This is a genomic window from Paraburkholderia sp. C35 (assembly GCF_003121405.1).
In the GTDB taxonomy this organism is placed as follows: domain Bacteria; phylum Pseudomonadota; class Gammaproteobacteria; order Burkholderiales; family Burkholderiaceae; genus Paraburkholderia.
This window is the reverse complement of the sequence record NZ_QBUY01000001.1, coordinates 1-24,276: the sequence shown is the minus strand read 5'-3', so window position 1 is coordinate 24,276 and position 24,276 is coordinate 1. Positions and strand designations below refer to the sequence as shown.

Sequence of the window (24,276 nt, the reverse complement as noted above, 5' to 3'; positions counted from 1 at the left end):
CGATGTCCAACCCGTCGCCGTCGCCGTCGCAAGCCATGGCGGGCGATCATCGTGTGCCGCTGGTCGGGGGACTGTTTGCGCTCGCTATCGCGCTCGCCGCCTATCACATTCACGATGTGCTGGATGGCGCATCGCTGTGGTCCGCATTGACCGCCGCGAACCCGCTCGACGTCCACGCGATCCTGCTGCGCGACAGCCTGCTGCCGCGTATCGCGATGACGCTGTTATGCGGAAGCGCGCTCGGTCTTGCCGGCACGCTCACGCAGCAGGTACTGCGCAATCCGCTCGCGGAGCCGATGACGCTCGGCGTATTTCCCGGCGCGTATCTGGCCTTGATGTGCGCCGAATTGTGGCTGCCAGGCTGGTTGTCGTCGGGACGCGAACTGATTGCATTGGCTGGTGGCGCAACCGCGATGCTGATCGTGTTCGCGCTCGCATGGTCGCAACGCATGTCGTCGCTTGGCGTGATTCTGTCGGGGATGATCGTGTGTCTGTACTGCGGCGCAATCAGTCTCGCGCTGTCGATGTCTCACTTCGACCTGCTGCAAGGGCTGATGATCTGGGGCGGCGGCTCGCTCGATCAAACCGGCTGGCACGCCAGCCGGCATCTGCTCGCCGGCTGCGCCGCGTGTGCGTTGGCAACGTGGCTGATTCGCCGCCCGCTCGGCGTGTTCGATGCGGGCGACGCGACCGCGCGCAACCTCGGCATTTCCGTTGGCTTTACGCGCTTCCTGGTGCTGCTGATCGCCGTCGCGCTGACGGCATGCGTGGTGTCGGCGGTGGGCGTGCTCGGCTTCGTTGGTCTTGCCGCGCCGCCGCTCGTCAAGCTCGCCGGGGCCCGCCGTCTGCGCGACCGCCTGCTATGGGCGCCGCTGCTCGGCGCAGCGCTGCTGTGGGCAACCGATGAACTGGTGCGCTTCGTCTCGACCGCCGACGTGTTCTCCGCCTATCTGATACCGACGGGCACGGTCACGTCGCTGCTTGGCGTGCCGTTGCTGATCGCGCTGCTGCCGCGCCTTCGTTCGCGTCCGACGCTCGATCACGCCGCACCAGTCGCCGTTACACCGATCCATGTCTGGACGCGTGCGCCGTGGTGGCTCGCGTCGACGGCTGTGATCTGCCTGCTGTCGCTGGCCGTTTCACGCGACGGCGAGGGCTTTCGGATCGCCACGTTCGCGCAACTCGACACGTTGTTGTTCTGGCGCTTGCCGCATCTCGCGTCGGCGCTTGCTGCGGGCGTGCTGCTGGCCGTAGCCGGCACGCTGATGCAGCGCACGACCGCTAATCCGATGGCGAGCCCCGATCTGCTCGGCGTGGGATCGGGTGGCGCGCTCGGCATCGTCGTCACGCTTTTTGGCGTCGCGGACCCGGGACCAGGGGCGTTATTCGCAGGGTGTGCCGCAGGCGCGTTGATCACGCTGGTCGTGCTGATGGGGCTCGCGCAACGCGCGTCGTTTGCGCCCGAGCGGCTGTTGCTCATTGGCGTTGCGATCAGTTCGCTGTTTCAGGCCGTGGTATGCGCGTTGATGGCAAGCGGCGATCCGCGCGCCGGGCTGATGATGAACTTCATGGTGGGTTCGACGTACTACGTGGCGCCTGCGGCGGCGTGGACTTCCATCGGCGTCGCCATTGTTGCGCTGTGCGTTGCGCCGCTGACCGCGCGCTGGGTGCTCGCGCTGGGGCTGGGCGGCGAAGTGGCAGCGAGCCTTGGCGTTTCCGTTGCGCGAGCACGTTTCATCGTGTTGCTCTTTGCCTCGATGCTGGTCGCAACTGCGACGTTGCTGGTTGGTCCGCTGTCGTTCGTCGGCTTGATCGCGCCGCATATCGCGCGCATGTCGGGCGGCAGACGGCCACTCGCACAGCTGTATCTGTCGGCGATGGTGGGTGCGTCGCTGATGGTGCTGGCCGAGTGGATTGGACGGCAGGTCGTGTTTCCGCAGGAAATGGCCGCGGGGCTGGTCGCCACGCTGCTGGGCGGGCCATTCGTGATCGTGCTGGCGTTGCGACGTCCAGCCGTTGGAGAGCATAGGTGAAGTAGCGCATCGCAATCCGAACGCATCGATATCCGGTCATTCGCCAGGCCGGACTGCATAACAATAAATCGTCCCTTCGTCGTGTTTGAAGAACTCCGCTTTCGATCGGAAGGGCATTGCTCGTCCATTTTTTTAACGCACTGGGTTCATTGCCATATGAAAACAACCATAGACCACGCACCACCCTGCGTTACGCGGCGGCCTGCGCGCGGGCCGCAAATGACCTGTCTAGCACTGTCGCTGCTCGCCGTATGGACACTGCAGGCGCACGCGCAATCCACGTCGGCGACGACCAACGGCACGTTGCCCGCCGTCGAGGTCAACGCGGCAGCGGATGCGACCACGGAAGGCAGCGGCTCGTACGCGGGCCGCACGGCGACCATCGCAGGCAAGACGGAGCAGGCGATCAAGGAAATTCCCGCTTCGGTGTCGGTGCTCACGCGTCAACGGATGGATGACCAGAACCTGACGTCCATCCAGGACGCGCTGAAATACGTGACGGGCGTCCAGTCGATCGATTACGGCGACGGCACGGCCTATTACAAATCGCGCGGCAACTACCTGAGCATCGAATTCGACGGCGTGCCGATTATTGGCGGTCTGCAATACCTGCAGCAGTTCGATCTCGCGATGTACGACCGTATCGAAGTCATTCGCGGACCGTCGGGCGTGATGGACGGCGTCACCGATCCCGGCGGCACCGTCAACCTCGTGCGCAAGCGCCCGCAAGACACTTTCCATGTCACGACCGAAACGCAGATTGGTTCGTTCGGCAGCGCCCGGCAAGTGGTCGACGTCACCGGCCCGCTGAACAAGGATGGTTCGCTGCGAGGGCGTGCCGTGCTGGTCGGCAGCGACGCGCTGAAGACGATCGACCGCACGCGCGAAAAAGAAGTCATGGCGTACGGTGCGATCGATTACGACTTCAGCCCGCGCACCACGCTGTCGGTTTCGGCTGGATATCAGATCAATCCGATCAACGGGCTCGACTATGGCGCAAGCGGCGTCACCGATGCCGATGGCAATCCCGTCGGCCGTGTGCAGAGCCCGTATTCGCAGAACTTCAGCCCGAGCTGGAACTATGCATATACGTCGCTGTATGAAGTCAACGGCAACCTCGTGCATCGTTTCGAAAACGGCTGGAAGTCGCAGACCACGCTGTTCTACCGGCACGAACTCGTGAAAGCGGACTACGCGTACGCCGGTCCGGGCGCGACGGCGGACGGCCTCACTTACTATGGCGAACAGCGCCAGCGCAACACGTACGACTGGTGGGGCGCGGACACCAACGTGACGGGGCCGATCAGGGCGTTCGGCCAGACCCATACGCTGACGATCGGCGCCAATTACACGCTGGAAAACAGCACGGCGGATTCCGGTTTTGTCGCACTGAACGGTCCTTTTGACGGTCAGACTTTCAGCCTGTTCGATCCGAACGCCGTGCAGAAAACCGACGTGCCGTTCACGTTCGGTTCGAACAATCGTATCGAGCAGTACGGGATTTACGCGCAGGCCCGCATCCATCTTCTGACGCCGCTGACGCTCGTGCTCGGCGCGCGCGAAGCGTTCCTGCAGGAGCAGTCGCAGCCGACCATTCCGAGCGTCGAAGACTGGACCACGCAAGTGCAGGTCAATCACCGCTTCCTGCCGAACGTCGGTCTCGTGTATGACATCACGCCGTCGATGACGGCTTATGCGAGTTACTCGAGGTTCCTGACCGCGCAGACGGCGACAACGTATACGGGCGGATTGCTGCCCGCGCGCACAGGCGAGCAGTACGAAATCGGCCTGAAAAACAGCTTCTTCAACAACCGGCTGGCGACGACGGCGGCGCTGTTCCGCATCAACGACAACAATCGCGCGATCACCGATCCGAATAACCCGACGGGATCGATTGCCGGCGGCAAGGCGACCGATCAGGGCTTCGAGTTCGAGGTGACGGGTCAGCCGCTGCCGAACTGGAATCTGTATGCGGGTTATACGTATCTGAACGTTCACTACGATAACGACACGCCGAACCTGACGGATGGGACGGACCCGAAGCATCTGTTCAAGCTCTGGACCAACTATCTGTTCTCGCAGGGCATGATGCGAGGTCTCTCTATCGGCGGCGGCATGCTTGCACAGACGCGTATCTCGCGCGGCGTCGAGCAGGGCGCGTATGCGATTTTCAACGCGCAGATCGGTTACCAGTTCAACAAGCACGTGCAGGCGTCGCTGAATCTGAACAACATTTTCGATCGCGACTACTACATCCGTCCGCCTGGCAACTTCTATAGCGAGTTCGGGGTTCGACGCAACGTGATGCTGACCGTGCGCACGGACTTCTGAGCTTCTTGCAATTGAAGACGGGCGTGTCCAGCAACGATGACGCGGCGATTCTCCGGCTGAATGCCGGCGAATCGCCGCGTCGCTGCGTTGCCGGGTTGCTTCGAGACAGATGACATGCCTCACGTTCATCGCGGACTGCCTTTATACTGCGCAGCGCAAACCGGCAGTCTTCCAGCACCGTGATGAAAAATAATCTTGGAAAATATCGGCGGCACCTGGCCGTTGTTGTCATCCTGTTCCTGTTTTGCTGGCTGGTCTGGGCGATCTTCTTTCGAACGTCCGAACACGTTGCCACTGTCACGATCGGGCGTGGCGATATCGAGTCGAGTGTGACGGCGCTCGGGACCTTGCAGCCGCAAAGCTATGTCGATGTCGGATCGCAGGCTTCGGGGGAAATCCGCCGTATCCATGTCAAGCCGGGTGATGTCGTCAGGCGGGGCGCGCTGCTGGTCGAGATCGATCCGAGTGTGCAGCAGGCGAAGGTCGACGCGGACCAGTCGGCGCTTGCGAGTTTGCGCGCGCAACTCGTCGGTGCATATGCGAGACGATCATTCGCGCAACAGCAATACGAGCGGCAGCGCAAGATGGCCGCGGACGGATCCACACGCGACGAAGACCTCCAGAGTGCGCACGCGACGCTGCTCGACGCGGCCGCGACCATCGACAATCTGCGCGCGCAGATTGCCGGTTCACAGTCGAATCTGAAAGGCGACGAGGCGCAACTCGGCTACACGCGCATCTATGCGCCGATGAGCGGCACGGTGGTCACGCTCGATGCTCGCGAAGGCCAGACACTCAACTCGACGTACCAGACGCCGACGGTTCTGCGCATCGCGGATCTTTCGACGATGACGGTCTGGACCCAGGTGTCCGAAGCCGACATCCTGCGCGTCAAACCGGGCATGCGCGTCTGGTTCACCACATTGGGATCCGCCGATCGCCGGTGGGACGCAAGCGTGCGGCAAATTCTGCCGGCGCCGCCGAACCAGCCCGTTTCGTCCGATAGCAACGGCCAGCGGCAGGGCGCGACGGGCAGCGGCCAGCCGGGAAGCAAGGTCGTGCTGTACACCGTGCTCTTCGATATCGCCAATCGCGATGGCGATCTGATGCCGCAAATGAGTGCACAGGTTTTCTTTGTCGCCGGGCGCGCGGGCAATGTCGTCACGGCGCCACTGGCCTCGATGACACCCGTGGATGGCCAGCCCGACCGCTACAAGGCGCGGGTGCTCCAGGACGGCCACGTCGTGTCGCGCGATGTGCGTATCGGCGTGCATGACCGTCTCAACGGAGAAGTGCTGTCAGGGCTCGTTCCGGGAGACCGGCTCGTGACGGGCATCACCTACTCGCGTGCCGTCGACGGGAGACTCACATGGTGAGTCATGCGCCACCACTTATTGAATTGCGCAACATAGTCAAATCGTACGGAGCCAATACGGCGAGTGCGGACGGCGCCCAGTCTGCCGTCACGCGCGTGCTCGACGGCGTCAGCCTGTCGATCGAAGCAGGGGAGTTCGTGGCCATCGTCGGCGCATCGGGTTCGGGCAAGTCGACGCTGATGCATATTCTCGGCTGTCTCGACCGGCCCAGCGCAGGTCAATACCTGTTCGCGGGGCGTGATATCGCCGGTTTCAGCGCGGACGAACTGGCGTGGCTGCGTCGCGAGGCCTTCGGTTTCGTGTTTCAGGACTATCACCTGATTGCCACCGAATCAGCGCGCGAGAACGTCGAAATGCCTGCGATCTACTCGGGCGCCAGCGAAGCGGAGCGACGGCGGCGGGCCGACGATCTGCTCATCCGGCTCGGGCTCGATAACCGGCTCGATCATCGGCCGAACCAGCTGTCCGGTGGGCAACAGCAACGTGTGTCGATCTGCCGTGCACTGATGAACGGCGGCCATATCGTGCTCGCCGACGAACCGACTGGCGCGCTCGATTCGAAGACGGGCGCAGAGGTCATGCGTCTGCTCGAAGATCTGGCCGGGGACGGTCACACCATCATCCTCATTACCCACGATCGCGACGTCGCCGCCCGTGCCAGGCGGATCATCGAGATCCGTGACGGGCAGATCATCGCGGACTCCGGCGCGCCTGCGCGCGCATCGCGGCGTGCATCGCTCGATGCAGGCGCGCTCGTCGCTTCGATGACTGCCGGTGTCGCGCGCTCGGCCAGCTTCGGCGCGGACCTGCGCGACGCGTTACGCGCGGCCTGGCGCGTGATGTGGATCAATTCCTTCCGCACGCTGCTGACGCTGCTAGGCATCGTCATCGGCGTCGCGTCGGTGATCGTCATGATGGCGATCGGCGCGGGCACGCAGAAACAGGTGCTCGAAAAGATGGCCACGTTCGGCTCGAACCGGCTTTACGTGATTCCCGGCGGCGACAATCCGCGCGGTCCAGGCGGAACGCTGTCTCTCGACGATGTATCGATCGTGCGCGATGTTCCCAACGTCACGGCCGCGATGCCGTTCCTGAACAGCACGGTGACGGTGCGATACGGAAATATCGATGCGCAGTCGCCGCTGTGGGCGGTCACCGAAGAAGCGCCGCGCGTGCTGAACTGGAAGCCCGTGCGTGGTGTCTTCTTCAGCGCGGACGATGAACGTCGTCTCGCGACGGTCGTGCTGCTCGGCAAGCGCGTTCGCGAGAAACTGTTTGGCGCGACTGATCCCGTCGGCCACTACATACTGGTCAACAATGTTCCGTTTCAGGTCATCGGTGAACTCGAAGAAAAGGGCGCGACATCCGGCGACGCCGATAACGACAACATGATCATGGTGCCCTGGTCGACGGGCAGCTATCGACTGGTCGGAACGACTAATCTCTCGTGGATTTCCGTGCTCATCGATCGGCTCGACCTCGCCGACGAAACGGCGCAGAAGATCAACCAGACGCTGGAACGCGCGCATCGTCTGCACGACTTCGAAGTCTACAACCAGGCTGCATCGGTAAAAGCGCAGACGGAAACGCAGAGCACGCTCACGCTGATGCTGGGATTGATTGCAGCGATATCGCTGGTCGTCGGCGGGATTGGCGTGATGAACATCATGCTGATGACAGTGAGAGAGCGCACGCGCGAAATCGGCATTCGCATCGCGACGGGCGCGCGCCAGCGGGACATCCTCAGACAGTTCGTCACAGAAGCGACCGTTGTGTCCTGCGTGGGCGGCACGCTTGGCGTCGCGGCGGGACTGATCATCGGCACGGGGCTGATCGCTGCGGGGATTCCCGCGATCTTTTCGATCCGGGCCATTCTGGGCGCCTTCACGTGCGCGTTGCTCACCGGGCTCGTGTTCGGCTTCATGCCGGCGCGTCAGGCGGCGCGGCTCGATCCTGTCGTGGCACTGACGAGTGAGTAGCGCGATGAAATTCTGGACCATCGGATGCGCTATTTTGGTGCTCGGCGCTTGCACCACGCCTCGTCACGCTGACGAGTCCGTCCCGCTGCCCGCCGCCTGGCGATATGCAACGGCCAGCGGGGCGGACACCCCCGTCCCGCCGGACTGGTGGTCGGCGTTTGGAAACGCGGAACTGGAGCGACTGGTCGATACCGCGAAGTCGAACAGTTTCGATCTCGCCGCCGCTTACGCGCGTGTCGAGCAGGCGCGCGCACGTGCGCGTATCGCGGGTGCCGCGTTGATGCCGAACGTGTCGGCATTCGCCGATGCGAGCCGCCAGTCGGGCTTCATGGTCAACAACGAGATTCCGGGCGGGAGCGCCTTCGATCTGGGTCTCGCGGCCAGTTACGAGCTCGACTTCTGGGGACGCAATCGGGCATTGCGTGAAGCGGCAATCGATGAAGCGCGGGCGACGGAGTACGATCGCGCGACAGTCATGGTGACGCTCACATCGGATGTCGCCAGTGTGTGGCTGGAGACCGTCGCATTGCGCGAGCGGGCGGGCATCGCGCAACGCAGCCTGACGATCGCGCTGCGCGTGCTGGCACTGACCGATTCACAAGTGCGTGCGGGGCACGCCACGCCGCTCGATACTGCGCGTCAGCGCGCGCTCGTCGCGGCGCAGCAGCGCAGCGTGGCGCAACTCGATCAACAGGCGAACGACAGCGAAGCGGTGCTCGCGGCACTGCTCGGCACACCGGCATCGACATTCGATGTGGCGACACGTTCGCTCGATGATATCCGCCTGCCAGGCGTCGATGCTGGCGTGCCGTCGTCGCTGGTGACGCGCAGGCCGGACGTCGCGTCTGCCGAAGCGAGACTCGCGGCTGCGCACGCGGACGTCGCCGCCGCACGCGCGGCCATGTTGCCGACGATCACGCTCACGGGCACGGTCGGCTCGGGCAGCGATCGCATTCAGCACATCTTCGACAATCCGCTCTACACGGTGGCGGCAGGCCTCACGGCGCCGATCTTCGACGCAGGCGCGCTTGCGTCGAATCGTGACATGGCGATCGCGCGGCAGCAGGAACTGCTTGCAACGTATCGCCAGTCGATCATCGCGGCACTTGGCGATACAGAGCGGGCGCTCAATGCGAGCGCCGGCGCGCAGGCGCAGACCCACGCGCAGGATGTGGAGTTGCTCGAAGCGCGACGCACGCTTGCGCTTGCCGAAAGCCGGTATCGCGCCGGTGCGGAAACGTCGCTATCGGTGCTCGATGCGCAACGGACGCTTTTCGCGGCGGAAGACATGCACGTGCAGGTTTTGCTCGCGCAGTTCCAGGCGGCTGTATCCGTGTTTCGCGCGGCAGGTGGCGGCTGGCAGCCAGACGATGACAACGCGGGCGGATAACGCGGGGCTCGCTGCATTCCCCACGAGCCTGCTCGGTACGGGTAGATCCAGCGTGTAGCTGGATCACTACTGCCGGTTATCTCGAGGGCAGGTCCTCAGGATTCACTGCTTCCGCCTTTTCCTTGCCGACTGCCATGGCGGCAGCACTCGCAAGGCTGGGATCCGGCGCGTTGGGACACATTCCTTCGATGATTGGGACAGCGTCGGGATCGTCGCGCCGCGTAATCCGGTACCGACCGTACCAGACGCCACTTGATTTCCGCCCAATGAGTGTCGTCACCTGAAAGTGACCGACGTTTTCGGTTGCCATGCCGAACTCCTCCTAGCGAAGAACGAAAATCCTAGCACGACGAAATTGCGCTGCCAGCGCCTGATTTCCGCGCACCCTTTGCACAACTCCCGTGGTAGGGCACAAGAGAACGATCATCATCTCGTGAGGCGGCGGCGTGCATGCGCGGACGCTCGAGCGACTGTTCGGCACATGCCAACGGGCCTGCGGCTATGCACCCGTCAGGCGACTCGGTCACGTCGTGCCTGAATGTCGCTGTGTGTCTCGGGGGGATGTTTGCTGGCGGAAATCTCGCCGTGAAGACCGCCATGTCGATGCTGATCGGCATGAAGCGGGACGCATGCGAAGCGCTCGAAACGTCGGATGAAAGCGCAGGACTTTTTGTCTGGCATTCCCGCCGGGCGCAGCGGCTCGAGCCTGGTTTTGTATCGCCATGTATCTGCTCTATACATCGATACGTGCGCTTACACAAACCGCGTTGCCCGGACACAAATGCGATACATCCGGGCGTTTCAATACATTCAACGTGTAGCGAGCTAGCGCAGCAGCGAGTCAAGCGACAACACTCGCGCACAAACATGGTCCGTCGCGCCAACCCGAGCCAAGGACGTGCTGGGTGAAATAAGTGCTCTAGCGCTGATGGAAATCGCGGGCGAGTTGTCGCAACGGATGACGCGTTCAAGGTAACGACACATTGGCTCTGCATCTGCTGCATGAAGCACCGCCATGGGCGGCTCATGCATCGCATGGTCACTGATCCGAATCCAGTTACATGACTATCAGGACATCCTATGTCAGACAGCACCATTCCCCAGGTCCCGTCGCGCCGCCGGTTTATTGGCGTCGCGGCGGCCGCTATCGCTGCCGGTTCGTTGAGCCAACTCGCCTTCGCAGAGACGAACCGGGCGATCACGAATGTCGCGCCGGCGACGGTCGGCGACAACAACGCTATTCGCCCGCTTCGTGTGCGCGTACCCGAATCGCAGCTGATCGATTTACGCCGACGCATCAAGGCGACACGGTGGCCAGAGCGCGAAACCGTCACCGACGACACGCAAGGCGTGCCACTCGCGATGATGCAGGAACTCGCACGTCATTGGTCAACCGACTATGACTGGCGTAGATGCGAAGCGAAGCTGAACTCGTATCCGAACTTCGTGACCGAGATCGACGGACTGGATATTCACTTCATTCACGTTCGATCGAAACATCAGAACGCGATGCCACTGATCGTGACGCACGGTTGGCCTGGTTCAATCATCGAGCAGCTCAAGATCATCGATCCGTTGACCAATCCAACAGCGCATGGCGCGAGTGCGTCGGACGCATTTCATCTGGTCATTCCGTCTTTACCGGGGTATGGATTTTCCGGCAAGCCCACCGAGACCGGAGGGGGTCCGGAGCGTACCGCGCGTGCGTGGGTCCAGCTGATGAAACGCCTGGGATACGAGAGGTTTGCCTCTCAGGGTGGCGACCTGGGTGCGATCGTCTCCAACGTGATGGCCAAACAGGCGCCGCCGGAACTGATGGGCATTCACGTCAACCTCCCGGCGACGCTTCCGCCCGAGATTGTGAAAGCGCTCCAGAACAATGCTACAACTGTGCCCAATCTCTCGGACGAAGAGCGGCACGCGTACGAACAATTGCTCGCCTTGCAGAAGCGTCGGGCTTACGCGCTCGAACAGGGAACGCGTCCCCAAACGCTTTACGGGTTGGCGGATTCCCCGATCGCGCTGGCAAGCTGGCTGATGGACCACCCCGATGGCAATGGCCAGCCGGCGGCTGCGATGACGTCGGCTGTATACGGACATACGGTGAACGGGTTCTCCTCAGGTGATCTGACGCGAGACGATGTGCTGGACGACATCACGCTTTACTGGCTAACCAATACCGGCGTGTCAGCTGCTCGCATTTACTGGGAGTCGCATTTCAACTTTTACGCTGCCGCTGACGTGTCTGTCCCTGCCGCCGTGAGTGCCTTCCCCGGTGAGAATTATCAGGCGCCGCGCAGCTGGACAGAGCGGGCTTATCACAACCTTATCTATTACAACCGGCCTGAGAAGGGTGGTCATTTCGCAGCATGGGAACAACCACGCATCTTCTCCGACGAAGTTCGCGCGGGGTTACGCCCCTTGCGCACATAACGCACGGGAGGACAGTGAAATGACCGAACAGATCGTACTGGTATGAAGCAGTGGCGAACTGATTTCGCCTTACGGTTGCTGTCAGATACGTGGCACAGCGCACCTGCGTCTGCGTGTGCCTTGGGTCGTCCATCAAGTTGAACCTTCAATGCCTTCCGCCGATGCCGTGGTTTTCTTAACGAGCCGTGCGAGATTGTCAGCCGCCGCCGCGCCACAGCGCTTGATGCGTTCACGAGCATCGATGACATCGGGCACATCGCGGTAGTGTGCGATTCCGCCGAACGGGTTGAGCCGGGTTTCCTTCGCCCAGGCCGTCAGGGCCGCACAAGACATCCTGGCCCGCTCGTTCACAAGCGTTGCGAGGAAGCCGGACACGTAGTCACTGTTCGCATCCCAGTAAGCGATGGGTGGACAGAGTCGATTCTTTTCGTCGTCGCTTTCCACGAGGGCCTCGATCATGCCCAGCATGGCGAACTGATAGCACGCAAATCCCAGGAAGATTGGCTGAATGGTGACTCGCCCCGCCTCGAAGATCGGGCGCAGCGGACGGCGAGCCAGCCCCCTCGACGCGCAGTGGATGTGTACCGCCGCCTTGCTGGTAGGCACGTGACCTTCGTCGAGGACAATCTCGTCACGTCCTATCTTCCGCACGTGGCCGAGACGAACGACATCCTCTATTCTGCGTAGAAGCTCCAGTTCGGCTTCGCTGATTACCGCACCGCGAAACATGGTGGGAACGACGCCAGGATCGACGCGAAGAAAGAACTTTTCCGCTTCGAGACGCGCAAAGAGATCTTCGATGGAAGTCGCTTGCGACATCGCCTCGAACTGTAGTGCCACGCCGCGATACGACTCGGGAAGCAGAGTCAGCGGCTGCTGGAACCGGCGGTTCATCCACCAGGCTTCCCGCGGCTTGATCCACTGGATAGCTGACGCGGGCACCGCCTGCTCGAGCAGCCACACGCAGGTGTCGAGAGCCGTCTTGCCCGCACCGATGACGACGATACGCTCGGGCCGCTCCGTCATGCGTGCGATCTCGCCTGCAGGCACGCATCGGACACCATCGTCGACTTCGAACGGCGGCGTGCTGGTTGCAGGAATGGTCCCTTCGAGATACGTGGTGTCGACGATCTTGCGCCGCACCCGAACTTTCCATGACGCTTGTGCGAGCCGGGACACAAATCGTCCCTCTCCCAAGTATTCGCTACATGGGAAATACCGGACACGACCGCCTGGTAGAAAGCGCTGGTGCATGACTTTCGCGAAGTAGGCCCGAAGCTCGTCCGGTCCGGCCAGTTCGTAGTAACCGGTATTCGTGCCGGCCAGATCCCGCACGTCCTCGCCAAGCGGCACCGAACTGACGCCGTAGAAAGCAGACGGTTGATGGAGGCGAACATACGGATAGGCGTCGATCCAGTGACCGCCGGGAGCGTGCCGGCGATCGACGATGACGAACGTCGCATCAGAATGCGTGAGCAACGCGTCCGCAAATGCCATCCCGGCGGCCCCTGCACCGATCACGAGATAGTCTGTTTCGAGTACTTCGTCGGACATTTCGCTCTGCCAGCGTGGCGGCGCGGGGCGAGATCGCTTGAGACAAACGGGCAGACACGGGTCTGTGCCGAAAAGGTCGCACTTTGCTACCACTCACTACGTAAGGCGTGCGTTCGCGGCGCAGCGTCGGATTGCTCGACATCACGAGCAACGCACCAAATCAGATTCTACGACTCATCTGGTTGTGTGGTGATGCGATGGCGATATGACGCCTCGCGATCGGAAGCGGTTATTGCCGTGTTGCAGATACCGGGAACATCAAACATATAGATGCACCACACCTGCATCAAAGATCACGCGATCTGCGAGTCAGATCCTTACTCTCTGCAAACGTTTGCTTTCGACTGATCCAGAACTGATCGGATCGCGGTAAGGCAATCTGTAAAAAATAGAAACAAATTTGTCAACGAACGACTCATGATCAGCGTTATTGCAAGGATCTTGCCGGTCCCGCCTTCCGCGGAAAGCGCGCTCGCACGGGGGACTCCTCACGTTTTGCGCCAAGGTGGGCCGGTACGAAAAAAATATTACCAATCATTTCAATCCCCACACCCATCGATCCATACTTTGCAGGGAGGCAGGCGGTACATGAAGGCTTTAAGTATTCTTCACAGCGAGTCGTCGCGTGGGTGGGGCGGTCAGGAAGTCCGTACGCTGAAGGAGATGATCGCGCTGCGCGCGCTCGGTCATCACATCGAACTCGTGTGCCCGCGCGATGCGGTGCTCGGCGAGCGTTCGCGGTCCGAAGGGTTTACCGTGCATCACGCGCGTATTCGGTCGGGCGCCGATGTGCGCTCGATGCTGCAGATTCGCTCCATTCTTGCGCACGGCCAGTTCGATATCCTGAATACCCACAGCGGACACGACAGCCTGGTGGCGGGCATGGCGGGGCGGCTCGCTCGCACACCGCTCATCGTGCGGACGCGCCATCTCGCGCTGCCGATCACATCGCTCGCCACGTATAACCTGTTTCCTCACCGGGTGGTTGCGGTGAGTCGCTATGTTCGCGATTACCTCGTGTCTGCGGGCGTGAAAGAAGGTCGCGTCGAAATGATTTACGACGGTATCGTCAAGCCGGAGCCGCTTGCTCTTTCCTCGCTGCGCGACGAGCTCGGAGTGGGGCCGGAAGCGACGATCGCGGGCATTGTCGCCATTTTGCGTGGCAAGAAAGGCCACGATGAACTGATCGCTGCAGTTGGCCCGCTGATGATCGAGCGGCCCCATCTGCACGTCGTAATCGTGGGCAATGGTGCGGAGTTCGGCCGGCTTCAGACGATGATCGCGGAACTCGGTCTTGCACATCGCATCCATATGCTCGGGTTCCGTCAGGACGTGTACAACGTTTTGCGTGGCTGTGATCTTTTCGTGTTACCGACGCATCAGGAGGCACTGGGCCAGGCGTTTATCGAAGCAATGGCGATCGGGTTACCGGTGATCGGCACGCGCGTCGACGGCGTGCCCGAGCTCATCGAGGACGGCGTGAATGGCCTGCTCGTGCCGCCTAAGGATGTCGAAGCGCTTCGTAGCGCGATCGCGCGACTGGTCGACGATGCGCCACTGCGTGCGCGCTTTGGCGCAGCGGGCCTCGTCAAGACGGACGGTCATTTCACGGTGGAGAACATGGCCAGCGAAACGGTCGAATTTTATCGGCGAGGGCTCGAAGCACGGCGAACCCTTGCAGGTCGTTGGCGCCGGGCGGCGACGTGAGACGCAGCGCCAGAGTCGTACCGGTGCTGATGTACCACCACATCAGCACATCGCCGGGCATGATCACCGTGTCGCCTGCGCACTTCGCTGCGCAGATGGCATGGCTCGCAAAGTCCGGCTACCGGACAATCGGCAGTGCGCAGCTGATGGCATGGTTCGCAGGCGAGCCGCTGCCGGAAAAGTCCGTCATGCTGACTTTCGATGATGGCTATCTCGACAACTGGGTGCACGCGTATCCCGTGCTGAAAGCGCACGGACTCACCGCGCTGTGTTTTCTCGTGACGAATTGGCCGGGAGAAGGGCCGCCGCGCGCTCATGCCGACTCGGGTGGCGCATTGCCGCCGCTGCTCGATCATCATGCGGGCGAAGTGGCGATCGAAAACGGCGCGGCTGACAGCGTGATCCTGCGCTGGTCGGAGATCGATGCGATGCGCGCGGCGGGCACGTTTGAATTTCATAGCCATACGCACACGCACGTGAGATGGGACAAAGTTGCAGCCAGCGCGCAGGACAAGCGCGAGCGTCTCATGCGTGACCTGACCGAATCACGAGCTGTGCTTCAAGCCCGGCTCGGTGAAGAGTCCGACCACTTGTGCTGGCCTCAAGGCTACTACGACGACGATTATCTGAATGCTGCGCAGCAGGCGGGTTTTCGTCATCTCTACACGTGCGAGACGGGGCCAAACTATCCGCAAAAAGATGCAAACGTCGTGCGTTCGATATCTCGCCTGGAAGTGCGGGACCGACCCGCGTCGTGGCTGGCATCACGGCTTTGGGTGCATACGCGTCCTATGATCAGTCGGGCCTATCTGCGCATCAAGCGGTAGAGGCTTCTCTCGTGTAGCGCCCGGCAGCGACGTTAGAGTGCCACTCTCTGAAGCTCGCATCAGCGCCCTGGCGTCGTATCTTCTGGCTCGAACCATTCAGGCCAGGAACTGCGGTGCCTTTTTTCTGCTTCGATGCATGGAATCAACGTTTGCGCCAGCACAGGTAGCTGATTGGCAGATTTGGCAATCCGGTATTTGACACTGTGCACGCACTCGCGGTCGCCAAATTCACAACGATTGAGCCGGGTACCGCCACAGGGGCCGTTCGCGAGGCCTTTGGGGCATGTCTCGGGGCACACGTAGAGGGTGTCTTGCAAGCGGCAGCGGCCGCACGTATCACAGCCGACCAGAGGCCGTTTGACCGTCCGTTCGACAGCATGTAGCGCATCCGCAGCGACGCCCGCCTTCCAGATCGGCCGCGTCACACTCCAGCCAAAGGCTTTGCTGAGCCATCCAGTGCGACTGAAGAACTGGCCATGTACCGCAGAGAGCAGCGTGTGCTGCAGGCGCTCCCGGCGGGTGGCGGTGACATCCGATTGGCCCATTTCCCACGCGTCGGTCTCGGGAGCGAAGCATACTTCGCGCGCACCTGGCATTTGCCAACTTGCACGCCATCGTTCGGCCCAATCGGTCAGTGAGGTCATGCCGTCCCGCAGCTCAGCAATAGCCTGCTCCAACGAAAGCAGTTCTTCCAGCGTGTGCACCCCGGACACATGAGCACCCGCATAGCCCATCAATTGCAGGCCCACTATCTGCAGGGCGAGGCGTTCGAGGCTTCGTGCGCTGGCATAGGCCTGTGATACCTGCTGCTCCTTGTACAACAGCTCACGCATGGATTCGGTGATGACGACGCCGGGCACTGCCTGCAGAGCGGCCGCGCGCCTGTCAGTCAGCGTCATTACACAGGCCAGCATGGGTTTCATACTTACCTGAGCGCGCATCCATGTCTGGGCTTCCCTATGCTTGGAAGCGTCGAAACCCAGTTGCAGGGTCAGGAAATCAGCGCCAGCCAGAAGCTTTTTCTGTGCCTTCAGGTACTGTGCGCCGCCTTCTTCCTCGCGGTATTTGAACGGGTTCAACGCGGCGCCCAACAGCCAGTCCGGGCAGTGCTCACGGGCAATCTGCAGCGCAGGTACCGACTCCAGATAGCGCACGGGTGCTTGATCAGGATGGTGCCCTGGCAAGCGATCACCACTGAGTAGCAACAATTGCTTCAGGCCACGGGCCTTCATCGACTCTATCTGGAGCAGCAAGTCTGCACGCTCGCGATCCTTGCCTGAAAAGTGCAGCAAGGATGAGGCTGGATTGCCCAGTCCTCCAGCGCCTTCCAGGGGGCTCAAGTCCGAGTGCACACCGACGCGATCGGCGAAGGCCGGCAGCAACGGCCAGCCTGCCAGCTGCCCGCGTTGCAAGATTTGCTCGAGCGCGGCCAGGCGCGAAGGGGACTGTTGAGGAACGACCTCCAGCACGCAGACGAAGCGTCCTTCGCTCAGTGCCTTTTTCAATGAACTCAAGACAGCTCGATACCTTGTGAATCAGAGGAGCATGCTGCGCAGCTGGTACATCAGCGCCAACAGCGACAGGAAAGCGCTCAATCGATTGAAGCGCAAAAGAGCGCAGCGGAAGTCGGCGCTCAAACCGCACTATGCGCGGCGATGTTTCGATACTGTCCTTTGAAATACAGCAATGGCTGTGTCGCAGCAGCTTCCTGCAGGTTTAACGCTTTCACTTCGCCGATCACGATCAGGTGATCACCTGCGGCGTGTTCGGCGTAAATTTCGCAATCGAGCCAGTGAAGGCTGCCGGCGATGATCGGATTTCCCAGTGGCGATGTCTGCCATTCGACTCCCTGCCACTTGTCCGTGCCTCGCCGGGCGAACTGGTTGGAAATCTGGACCTGCTCGTCTGACAGGATATTGACTGCGAATCGACCTGCCTCGCGAATCCTGGGATAACTCGCCGAACTGGACATGACGTTGAATGACACCAGCGGCGGGCTCATCGACACGCTATGGAACGACTGGCAAGTGAAGCCAATCAGCTCGCCATCATTGTGTGACGTAATCACCGTGATACCGGAAGCGTAGTGCCCGAGCGCTTCGCGAAAGCTCAGTGGCTCGATAGCAGTACTGGAAAGTGCCATGATAGATACTGGATACTTGGGGCGCAGCTCGAAAGTGTTAAGGAAGGCCAGTGGATACTCGGGCAGCAAGGGTGGCGTATTTCAATAGATTCAGGGAGTTGTTTTAAGAAATCCCTTGAAAGCAATACCGCCTTCAATCCCCGAGCACCACTTCCGACTTCAACTCAGAATGAGTTCGAAAGTTCTTTTCGGACGATTTCCGCGCCTGCGCTCAAGGCTTCCAGCTTGCCTCTCGCGATTGCACGCGACAAGGGCGCCATGCCGCAGTTGGTGCAAGGATAGAGCTTGTCGGCATCCACAAACTGCAGTGCTTTTCGCAACGTGTTGGCGACTTCCTCGGGGGTTTCAACGGTATCGGATGCCACATCGATGGCTCCCACCATCACCTTCTTGCCGCGAATGAGCTCGATCAGATCCATGGGAACGTGAGAGTTGTGACACTCCAGCGAAACCATGCCGATACTGGATTTTTGCAGCTTGGGAAAGGCTTCCTCATATTGCCGCCACTCCGACCCCAGCGTCTTTTTCCAGTCCGTATTGGCCTTGATGCCATAGCCATAGCAGATATGCACGGCCGTTTCGCATTTGAGACCTTCAATTGCCCGTTCCAGCGTCGCGACGCCCCATTCATTCACCTCATCGAAAAAAACATTGAATGCGGGTTCGTCAAATTGAATGATATCTACGCCGGCAGCTTCCAGTTCTTTCGCTTCCTCGTTCAGGATCTTTGCGAACTCCCAGGCCAGTTTTTCGCGACTCTTGTAATGATCGTCGTAAAGCGTATCGATCATGGTCATCGGGCCCGGCAAAGCCCATTTGATCGGCTGGCTGGTCTGCTGACGCAAAAACTTTGCATCTTCGACAAAGACCGGCTTCTGGCGAGCAACAGCGCCAACGACCGTCGGTACGTTCGCATCATAGCGATCGCGAATTCTCACGGTCTTGCGGTTCTCGAAATCAACGCCGCTGAGGTGCTCAATAAACGTGGTGACAAAATGCTGGCGCGTTTGCTCGCCATCACTGACGATGTCAATACCGGCGTGTTGTTGTTCTTGCAGAGACAACCGCAAAGCATCCTGTTTGCCCTCGATCAATCCCTCATCTTGCAGTTTCCACGGTGACCAGAGCGTCTCCGGTTGTGCGAGCCAGGAGGGTTTGGGCAAGCTGCCAGCGGTTGCAGTGGGTAGCAATTTTTTCACAGTATATGACCTTGTCTTTTTCGATTAATCAAAGAGCGTAGTTAGCGGACCACTGCTCGAGAATCGCCTGGTATGGTTTGATAAACTGCTCTTCAGCAAACCGTCCCTGCTCAATAGCCAGTCGACTACGTTCCTCCCGGTCATAAACAATCCGGGTGAGCGAATAATCCTGGTGTTTCAAACTTGGTTGATAGGATTTTCCGGCTGCAGAATTCGCGTTGTATATCTCAGGCCGGTAAATCTTCTGGAACGTATCCATCGTGCTGATGGTGCCAATCAGTTCGAGATTGGTGTAATCGCCAAGCAGATCGCCGGAAAAATAAAAAGCCAAAGGCGCAGCGCTATTCGGCGGCATGAAGTAACGGACCTGTAGGCCCATTTTCCTGAAATATTCGTCAGTCAACGAGTATTCATCTTGCTGGTATTCAACGCCCAATACAGGGTGCTGATTTTCAGTCCGATTGTAGGTCTTGCTGCTCGAAACACTGAGGCATATAACAGGCTGCTTCTTGAAATTAGCCTTGTAAGTGCTCGAATTCACAAAACTCTTGAAGAGCTTGCCATGCAGAGATCCAAAATCATCCGGCGTGCTGAACCCGGGTTGATTTTTATTGTGTTCCAGCAGCAGGACGCTGAAATCATAGTCTCGTACGTAAGAGGAAAAATTATTCCCCACGATACCTTCGATGTGTTCGCCAGTTTTTCGATCGAAGATATTCGTTTTCAATACTTCAATCAAAGGCAGGGTATTGCCACTGCGTTCGCCGTCGATGTTCATTTCAACCGAAATGATTTCCAGCTTGACGGTGTAACGGTCGCCTTCAGGATTGTCCCAATGCGCCAGTGCATTGAAACGATTGTCAATCATCCTGAAGGTGTTGCGTAAGTTCTCCTGGCGGCTGGATCCTCGAGCCAGGTTGGCAAAGTTCGTGGTAATACGCGTATTGTCTGAAGGGTGGTAGTCTTCATCGAAACAAATGCTCTTAATACCAAATGTGAAATCTGTACTCATTTTGATCTGGCGCCTTGATGTCCGGTAAAAGCTTGCGTTTATTGCTTGCTTTTGCGGGATTTTATGCTAGCCGATCCATGAATAAAAATGAAATGATTTCATCCAACCATTAGGCGCGTTCATGGAGTGATGTGCGCGCTGACCTGTTCGAAGAGTTGACCCACTCGATAGTTGAAGAAGCCCGCCGCGGAGTGACCTGGCGAGCCTTCATGTCGTCTGCGAGGCATCAGTCGCGCATCGTCCAGATTCAGTCGGGTGACCCCATAGCCGATTGCTGATAGTTCTGGATGCCGACCTTATCGACCAGTTCGATCTGCGTCTCCAGCCAGTCGATGTGGTCTTCGGTGTCGTCGAGAATCGCGACGAAGATCTCACGCGATATGAAGTCGCTGACCGATTCGCAAAATGCGATCGCTTCTTTCAGGTGGGTCTGGGCTGCCTGTTCGAGTTTGAGGTCACACTGGAGTATCTCCAGCGTGTCTTCGCCGATGAGCAGTTTGTCGAGATCCTGCAGGTTGGGCAAACCGTCGAGCATCAGGATGCGCTCGATCAGCTTGTCCGCATGCTTCATCTCCTCGATGGATTCCTTGTATTCATGCTCGCCAAGCTCTTTGAGCCCCCAGTGTTTGTACATCCGGGCATGTAGAAAATACTGGTTGATGGCCGTCAGCTCATACTTCAGCTCGGCGTTCAGGTACCCGATAACTTTTGGATCGCCTTGCATCCCGTCCTCCGTATCGCGGTTGATTTCCTTCGATAAGGTGGAGGATAGACCCTTAAAATGGTCCTGCAGTTAATGAGACAGGCAACGAAAATCATTACGTTTTCACTCTCCGCGCAATCATCTCTACGCGTACCGCTGTCTGGAATCTGATGTATCGGTTCGGCGTTGTGCGTTGCGTTGACCCGTCATGCGATAGCCGTCGACCGTGGAACAGTCGTGACGGCGCTCTATGCGCCGCCACTTTCCCGATGGACTAGCAGTGTTCCAGTGCATTCGACAGATCCGCGATCAGGTCATCGGGATGTTCCAGCCCGACTGATATCCGGATCAAGCCTTCTGATACGCCCGCCGCAGCGCGCGCCTGGGCAGGAACGCCCGAGTGTGTCGTCGACGCGGGGTGGCACACGAGAGACTCCGTCCCGCCAAGGCTGACTGCCGACTTGAAAAGCGTCAACCCGTTGATGAACCGGAAAGCCTGCTCACGACCGCCGTCCAGTACAAACGCAAACGTAGAGCCGGGGCCAGTGCACTGGCGTCGATACACCGCCTGATACGCCGGATCGTCGATGAGTTCAGGGTGTAGAACCTTGACGGGTTTGAACGGATTGTTCGCCAGCCACCGCGCCACGGCGCTGCCGCTGCGCGCAGCCTGCTCCATGCGAAGCACGAGCGTTTCCATCGAGCGTGTGATCATCCATGACGAATGCGGGTCGAGCTGTGAACCCAGCGCGCTGCGGATCGCGCGTACCTTCATGATCAGTTCGCGGTGTCCCGTGACGCCGCCCGCGACCAGATCGCTGTGACCGCCGATGTACTTCGTCAACGAATACACACTCAGATCGATCCCCTGTTTGACGGGCTTCTGGTACAGCGGCCCCAGCAACGTGTTGTCGCATACCGAAACCGGACGATAACCGTGGCGCTGCTCGAAGGCATCGATTTCCTGACGCAGTCCTTCGAGATCGAACAGCGAATTGGTCGGGTTCGCCGGCGTTTCGATGTAGCACATGCGAACCTTGCCCTTCGTCGCTGCTGTCTCGAGCGCGGCCCGGATGGCTTGCGCGGACAGGCCGTCTTCGATGATCTGCGAACTGATTCCCCATTCGGGAAGAAAGCGGGAGATCAGCGTCTCGGTGCCACCGTATAGCGGCACCGACTGCACGACACAGTCGCCCGGCCGCAGGAAAGCAAACAGGATCGCTGCGATGGCCGACATGCCGCTCGATGTGACAACGGCAGCCTCGGAACCGTCCAGCAAGGCCAGCCGATCCTCGACAATCTCCAGATTCGGGTGATTGAACCGGCTGTAGACGAGGCCCGCACTCTCACCTTCAGGCGCGGGCTTGCGTCCGGAAACAATATCGAAGAATTCGGCGCCGTCCTCTGCTGTGCGAAACGCAAATGTCGAAGTGAGGAAGACTGGCGGTTTAACCGATCCCTCCGAGAGGAAGGGGTCATAGCCATACGACATCATCTGCGTTTCAGGATGCAGATCACGATCGGCAATCTTGCGCTTGTGGTAGTTGCTAGAGGTCATGTTTTCTCCGTGCTGGGGCAAACGAGATTGAACGGTTTTTACATCCCGTGCGCGCCAGTGCCCCAAGAGGATCGCCCTTTGGGCTGGCGCGTGACCATGCTGCGTTGTTGCGACGATGCGTTGTTGAAGATCCGATGCGGCTAATTAAAAAACGATTATTCGTCTCGTAGGGCGCGTTCACGTCGGGAGAGCAGGAGTGAGCGCGCGCGTGCTTTCAAACCATCGGTCTGATCGCCAGCGGGCAGGGTATCGAGCAGTTTGCTGGCTTCTTCGAGCAAGGTCCGGTGAACGGACCACGCGCCGTTGCGGGCGCGGGGAATCCGAAGACGCAGCGCGAGTTCAATCATTGCGGTACACGCATCCACCGCTTCAGACGAAGCAACCGGCGGTTGCTCGCGAAGTAGCCGGCTGAGCCCTAGCACCATCTGCGCCTGCCCGGCGCTGGCCGTCACGCTCACGGCAGCCGCAAGATCTTCAGGCGCAAGCACGGATTGCCGGGCAATCAGCATGTCGAGCCAGGCTCGCGTTTCCTTTCTGCGTCCCATGCTCCAGCACGTCTGTGCGCCGATCAGTGCAAGGTGGCCGGCTTCTGCTGAATGCGCCTGCAAGGATCTTCCATAGCGGGACTCGACAGCCCGCATATTCAGTCCCGATGCAAGGGCCGAACGAATGTCATCTGCGATGCGCCGGACATCGGCCTGCTCAGGATCATCGTGGGTATGGTTCACTCATCCCCCTAGGTTCCCACCAGCGAGAGATCATACGATCCATCGTACACGGGGATGTGCTGCGGCGGTTTGGCCCGGCTGTCTCGCGACAAGCCAAGGCTTCGGGCCCACGCATCGTACAGAAGAGACCGCGCCAGGTTAAATGCATTAAATTCAGTGAACCATTAGTTTCATTCATGCACATGGTTGAGCACATGCGCGTTGCGCAGTACTCGATACTGAATAAAAAAGGCCGCAAATCGCGGCCTTGTATAACGAATGCATAATTGCGTTACGCAGCGCGCAAGCGGTCCTTCACGAGTCCGCTGCGCTCGACCAGCGCACCAAACAGAAGCCCGATCGTGGTCCACATGATCACCTGCATGCCAATCGCCGCGACCCGGAATTTCCACAGCACGACCGCCGGGAAAGCTGCAGGCACCTCATTGATGACGGGCAGACCGAATTGCACCACGGCGATGATCACGACATACACGAGCCCCCCGACGATCGATCCATTCCACGGTCCGAGGCTGACGGAAGCAACCCGTCGTACCTTCAGCGAAAACACCATCGCTGCGATCGAGATCGCGATCATCAGGAAAAAGAGCCCGGTTCGGTATCCAATCGTCTCCGGATCGCCGACGGAAGGCGGGTTCGCCGGATACTTGAGGTTCGGAACGATGACCACGGAGACAAACGCCGCGAGCGCCAGCCATGCCGACAGCGGACGCACACCCAGCCGGCTGGCGCGGCCATAGAGGTACGCGAACGTCAGCGAGAAAAGGCCACCGATGGCAGCGCCGTAGGTAATGACACCCGTAAACAGGCCCAGACCCGCCTGGGTCGGACGGCTCACGAGTTCCGGCTCAGGCGCTTCACCCTTGGCCGCGTCCATCTTCTCTTCAAACGAGATAGCCTGATCGACCTGCGGTTCTCCGAAAGTTTTTGCGAATCCGAACGTGAGCAGTCCTGCGGCGATGCCAGCGAGCATCCCGCGTACAAGCAGTTTTCCAACCATATCCGAACTCCCGGTCAGTGGCAGGGGAAGCCGAGCAGATGGCGGCCGGCGTGGACGAATTCGTGAACGTACATGCCCGGCACGATCGACGTGGCGCCTTCTTCGGCACCGACAAAGTAGATCGCCAGCAGCATCAGCAGGCCGCCAAACACGAACCAGGGCAGCAATTCGCGCAGGGGGATGGGAACCGGCTCGGCGACGGGATGAAGAACGGTGTCGTTCATTTGCAGAGATCTCCTGGGGTTTGGCGCCCCGAAAGCGATTGAGAAAGTGGCCCAAAAGTGGGTCTGGCTTTCGGCTTCC

At 60.0% G+C, this 24,276-nt stretch carries 19 protein-coding genes; 8 read left to right on the top strand and 11 right to left on the bottom strand.

What is annotated here, in order from left to right; genetic code table 11:
* The first annotated feature begins 2 nt into the window (after positions 1 to 2).
* The 5 genes from fhuB (at position 3) to DK391_RS00075 (ending at position 9,109) form a co-directional block, all read left to right on the top strand.
* On the top strand, positions 3 to 2,033 hold the full coding sequence (gene fhuB, locus DK391_RS00095) for a Fe(3+)-hydroxamate ABC transporter permease FhuB (protein WP_239482642.1): 2,031 nt from the start codon (positions 3 to 5) through the stop codon (positions 2,031 to 2,033).
* Between the two features lie 219 nt (positions 2,034 to 2,252).
* Positions 2,253 to 4,364, top strand: coding sequence for a TonB-dependent siderophore receptor (locus tag DK391_RS00090; protein WP_239482641.1), 2,112 nt, complete (start codon positions 2,253 to 2,255; stop codon positions 4,362 to 4,364).
* Between the two features lie 182 nt (positions 4,365 to 4,546).
* A complete protein-coding gene (locus DK391_RS00085; RefSeq protein WP_109475945.1) occupies positions 4,547 to 5,740 on the top strand; it encodes an efflux RND transporter periplasmic adaptor subunit in 1,194 nt (397 codons plus the stop codon).
* Positions 5,734 to 7,719, top strand: a complete 1,986-nt coding sequence (locus DK391_RS00080) for a MacB family efflux pump subunit (RefSeq protein ID WP_109475944.1) — start codon at positions 5,734 to 5,736, stop codon at positions 7,717 to 7,719. The genes DK391_RS00085 and DK391_RS00080 overlap by 7 nt, the downstream gene beginning before the upstream one ends.
* A gap of 4 nt (positions 7,720 to 7,723) precedes the next feature.
* Entirely contained in the window at positions 7,724 to 9,109 is a 1,386-nt protein-coding gene (locus tag DK391_RS00075) for an efflux transporter outer membrane subunit (protein WP_109475943.1), read from the top strand.
* Positions 9,110 to 9,185: 76 nt separating this feature from the next.
* On the opposite strand, the gene DK391_RS00070 is transcribed toward DK391_RS00075, so the two are convergent.
* The gene (locus DK391_RS00070; protein ID WP_109475942.1) at positions 9,186 to 9,419 is read right to left on the bottom strand and encodes a hypothetical protein; all 234 of its coding nucleotides are present in this window, start codon (positions 9,417 to 9,419) and stop codon (positions 9,186 to 9,188) included.
* A gap of 770 nt (positions 9,420 to 10,189) precedes the next feature.
* Here DK391_RS00070 and DK391_RS00065 point away from each other — a divergent pair.
* Positions 10,190 to 11,542 carry an epoxide hydrolase family protein gene (locus DK391_RS00065; RefSeq protein ID WP_109475941.1) on the top strand — a complete coding sequence of 451 codons (1,353 nt, stop codon included), beginning with the start codon at positions 10,190 to 10,192 and terminating at the stop codon, positions 11,540 to 11,542.
* A gap of 132 nt (positions 11,543 to 11,674) precedes the next feature.
* Here DK391_RS00065 and DK391_RS00060 read toward each other — a convergent pair whose 3' ends face one another.
* Entirely contained in the window at positions 11,675 to 13,096 is a 1,422-nt protein-coding gene (locus DK391_RS00060; protein WP_109475940.1) for an NAD(P)-binding protein, read from the bottom strand.
* A 588-nt stretch (positions 13,097 to 13,684) separates the two neighbouring features.
* Here DK391_RS00060 and DK391_RS00055 point away from each other — a divergent pair.
* Both DK391_RS00055 and DK391_RS00050 read left to right on the top strand, forming a co-directional pair.
* The gene (locus DK391_RS00055) at positions 13,685 to 14,803 is read left to right on the top strand and encodes a glycosyltransferase family 4 protein (RefSeq protein ID WP_109475939.1); all 1,119 of its coding nucleotides are present in this window, start codon (positions 13,685 to 13,687) and stop codon (positions 14,801 to 14,803) included.
* On the top strand, positions 14,800 to 15,630 hold the full coding sequence (locus DK391_RS00050) for a polysaccharide deacetylase family protein (RefSeq protein ID WP_239482640.1): 831 nt from the start codon (positions 14,800 to 14,802) through the stop codon (positions 15,628 to 15,630). The genes DK391_RS00055 and DK391_RS00050 overlap by 4 nt, the downstream gene beginning before the upstream one ends.
* A gap of 59 nt (positions 15,631 to 15,689) precedes the next feature.
* Here the strand turns inward: DK391_RS00050 and DK391_RS00045 are convergent, their stop codons facing one another.
* The 9 genes from DK391_RS00045 to DK391_RS00005 all read right to left on the bottom strand — a co-directional run bounded on the left by DK391_RS00045 (position 15,690) and on the right by DK391_RS00005 (position 24,197).
* Entirely contained in the window at positions 15,690 to 17,144 is a 1,455-nt protein-coding gene (locus DK391_RS00045) for a methylenetetrahydrofolate reductase C-terminal domain-containing protein (RefSeq protein WP_109475938.1), read from the bottom strand.
* A 119-nt stretch (positions 17,145 to 17,263) separates the two neighbouring features.
* Positions 17,264 to 17,773: a flavin reductase family protein gene (locus DK391_RS00040; RefSeq protein ID WP_109475937.1), complete on the bottom strand. Its 510-nt coding sequence runs from the start codon at positions 17,771 to 17,773 to the stop codon at positions 17,264 to 17,266.
* Between the two features lie 164 nt (positions 17,774 to 17,937).
* Positions 17,938 to 18,972: a methionine synthase gene (locus DK391_RS00035; protein WP_109475936.1), complete on the bottom strand. Its 1,035-nt coding sequence runs from the start codon at positions 18,970 to 18,972 to the stop codon at positions 17,938 to 17,940.
* Positions 18,973 to 19,000: 28 nt separating this feature from the next.
* Positions 19,001 to 19,984, bottom strand: coding sequence for a DUF1852 domain-containing protein (locus tag DK391_RS00030; protein ID WP_109475935.1), 984 nt, complete (start codon positions 19,982 to 19,984; stop codon positions 19,001 to 19,003).
* A 247-nt stretch (positions 19,985 to 20,231) separates the two neighbouring features.
* Entirely contained in the window at positions 20,232 to 20,708 is a 477-nt protein-coding gene (gene bfr / locus DK391_RS00025) for a bacterioferritin (protein WP_109475934.1), read from the bottom strand.
* Between the two features lie 253 nt (positions 20,709 to 20,961).
* Positions 20,962 to 22,245: a cystathionine gamma-synthase family protein gene (locus DK391_RS00020; protein ID WP_109475933.1), complete on the bottom strand. Its 1,284-nt coding sequence runs from the start codon at positions 22,243 to 22,245 to the stop codon at positions 20,962 to 20,964.
* Between the two features lie 155 nt (positions 22,246 to 22,400).
* The gene (locus tag DK391_RS00015) at positions 22,401 to 22,973 is read right to left on the bottom strand and encodes a hypothetical protein (RefSeq protein WP_162600624.1); all 573 of its coding nucleotides are present in this window, start codon (positions 22,971 to 22,973) and stop codon (positions 22,401 to 22,403) included.
* A gap of 271 nt (positions 22,974 to 23,244) precedes the next feature.
* Positions 23,245 to 23,973, bottom strand: coding sequence for a CbtA family protein (locus DK391_RS00010; RefSeq protein WP_109475931.1), 729 nt, complete (start codon positions 23,971 to 23,973; stop codon positions 23,245 to 23,247).
* Positions 23,974 to 23,987: 14 nt separating this feature from the next.
* Positions 23,988 to 24,197, bottom strand: coding sequence for a CbtB-domain containing protein (locus DK391_RS00005; RefSeq protein ID WP_109475930.1), 210 nt, complete (start codon positions 24,195 to 24,197; stop codon positions 23,988 to 23,990).
* Positions 24,198 to 24,276: the final 79 nt, after the last annotated feature.

Bases quoted from the DNA above. Each gene is read 5' to 3' on its own strand.
- fhuB (WP_239482642.1), top strand. From the start codon at position 3: ATGTCCAACCCGTCGCCGTCGCCGTCGCAAGCCATGGCGGGCGATCAT.
- DK391_RS00090 (WP_239482641.1), top strand. From the start codon at position 2,253: ATGACCTGTCTAGCACTGTCGCTGCTCGCCGTATGGACACTGCAGGCG.
- DK391_RS00085 (WP_109475945.1), top strand. From the start codon at position 4,547: ATGAAAAATAATCTTGGAAAATATCGGCGGCACCTGGCCGTTGTTGTC.
- DK391_RS00080 (WP_109475944.1), top strand. From the start codon at position 5,734: ATGGTGAGTCATGCGCCACCACTTATTGAATTGCGCAACATAGTCAAA.
- DK391_RS00075 (WP_109475943.1), top strand. From the start codon at position 7,724: ATGAAATTCTGGACCATCGGATGCGCTATTTTGGTGCTCGGCGCTTGC.
- DK391_RS00070 (WP_109475942.1), bottom strand. From the start codon at position 9,419: ATGGCAACCGAAAACGTCGGTCACTTTCAGGTGACGACACTCATTGGG.
- DK391_RS00065 (WP_109475941.1), top strand. From the start codon at position 10,190: ATGTCAGACAGCACCATTCCCCAGGTCCCGTCGCGCCGCCGGTTTATT.
- DK391_RS00060 (WP_109475940.1), bottom strand. From the start codon at position 13,096: ATGTCCGACGAAGTACTCGAAACAGACTATCTCGTGATCGGTGCAGGG.
- DK391_RS00055 (WP_109475939.1), top strand. From the start codon at position 13,685: ATGAAGGCTTTAAGTATTCTTCACAGCGAGTCGTCGCGTGGGTGGGGC.
- DK391_RS00040 (WP_109475937.1), bottom strand. From the start codon at position 17,773: ATGGCACTTTCCAGTACTGCTATCGAGCCACTGAGCTTTCGCGAAGCG.
- DK391_RS00030 (WP_109475935.1), bottom strand. From the start codon at position 19,984: ATGAGTACAGATTTCACATTTGGTATTAAGAGCATTTGTTTCGATGAA.
- bfr (WP_109475934.1), bottom strand. From the start codon at position 20,708: ATGCAAGGCGATCCAAAAGTTATCGGGTACCTGAACGCCGAGCTGAAG.
- DK391_RS00020 (WP_109475933.1), bottom strand. From the start codon at position 22,245: ATGACCTCTAGCAACTACCACAAGCGCAAGATTGCCGATCGTGATCTG.
- DK391_RS00010 (WP_109475931.1), bottom strand. From the start codon at position 23,973: ATGGTTGGAAAACTGCTTGTACGCGGGATGCTCGCTGGCATCGCCGCA.
- DK391_RS00005 (WP_109475930.1), bottom strand. From the start codon at position 24,197: ATGAACGACACCGTTCTTCATCCCGTCGCCGAGCCGGTTCCCATCCCC.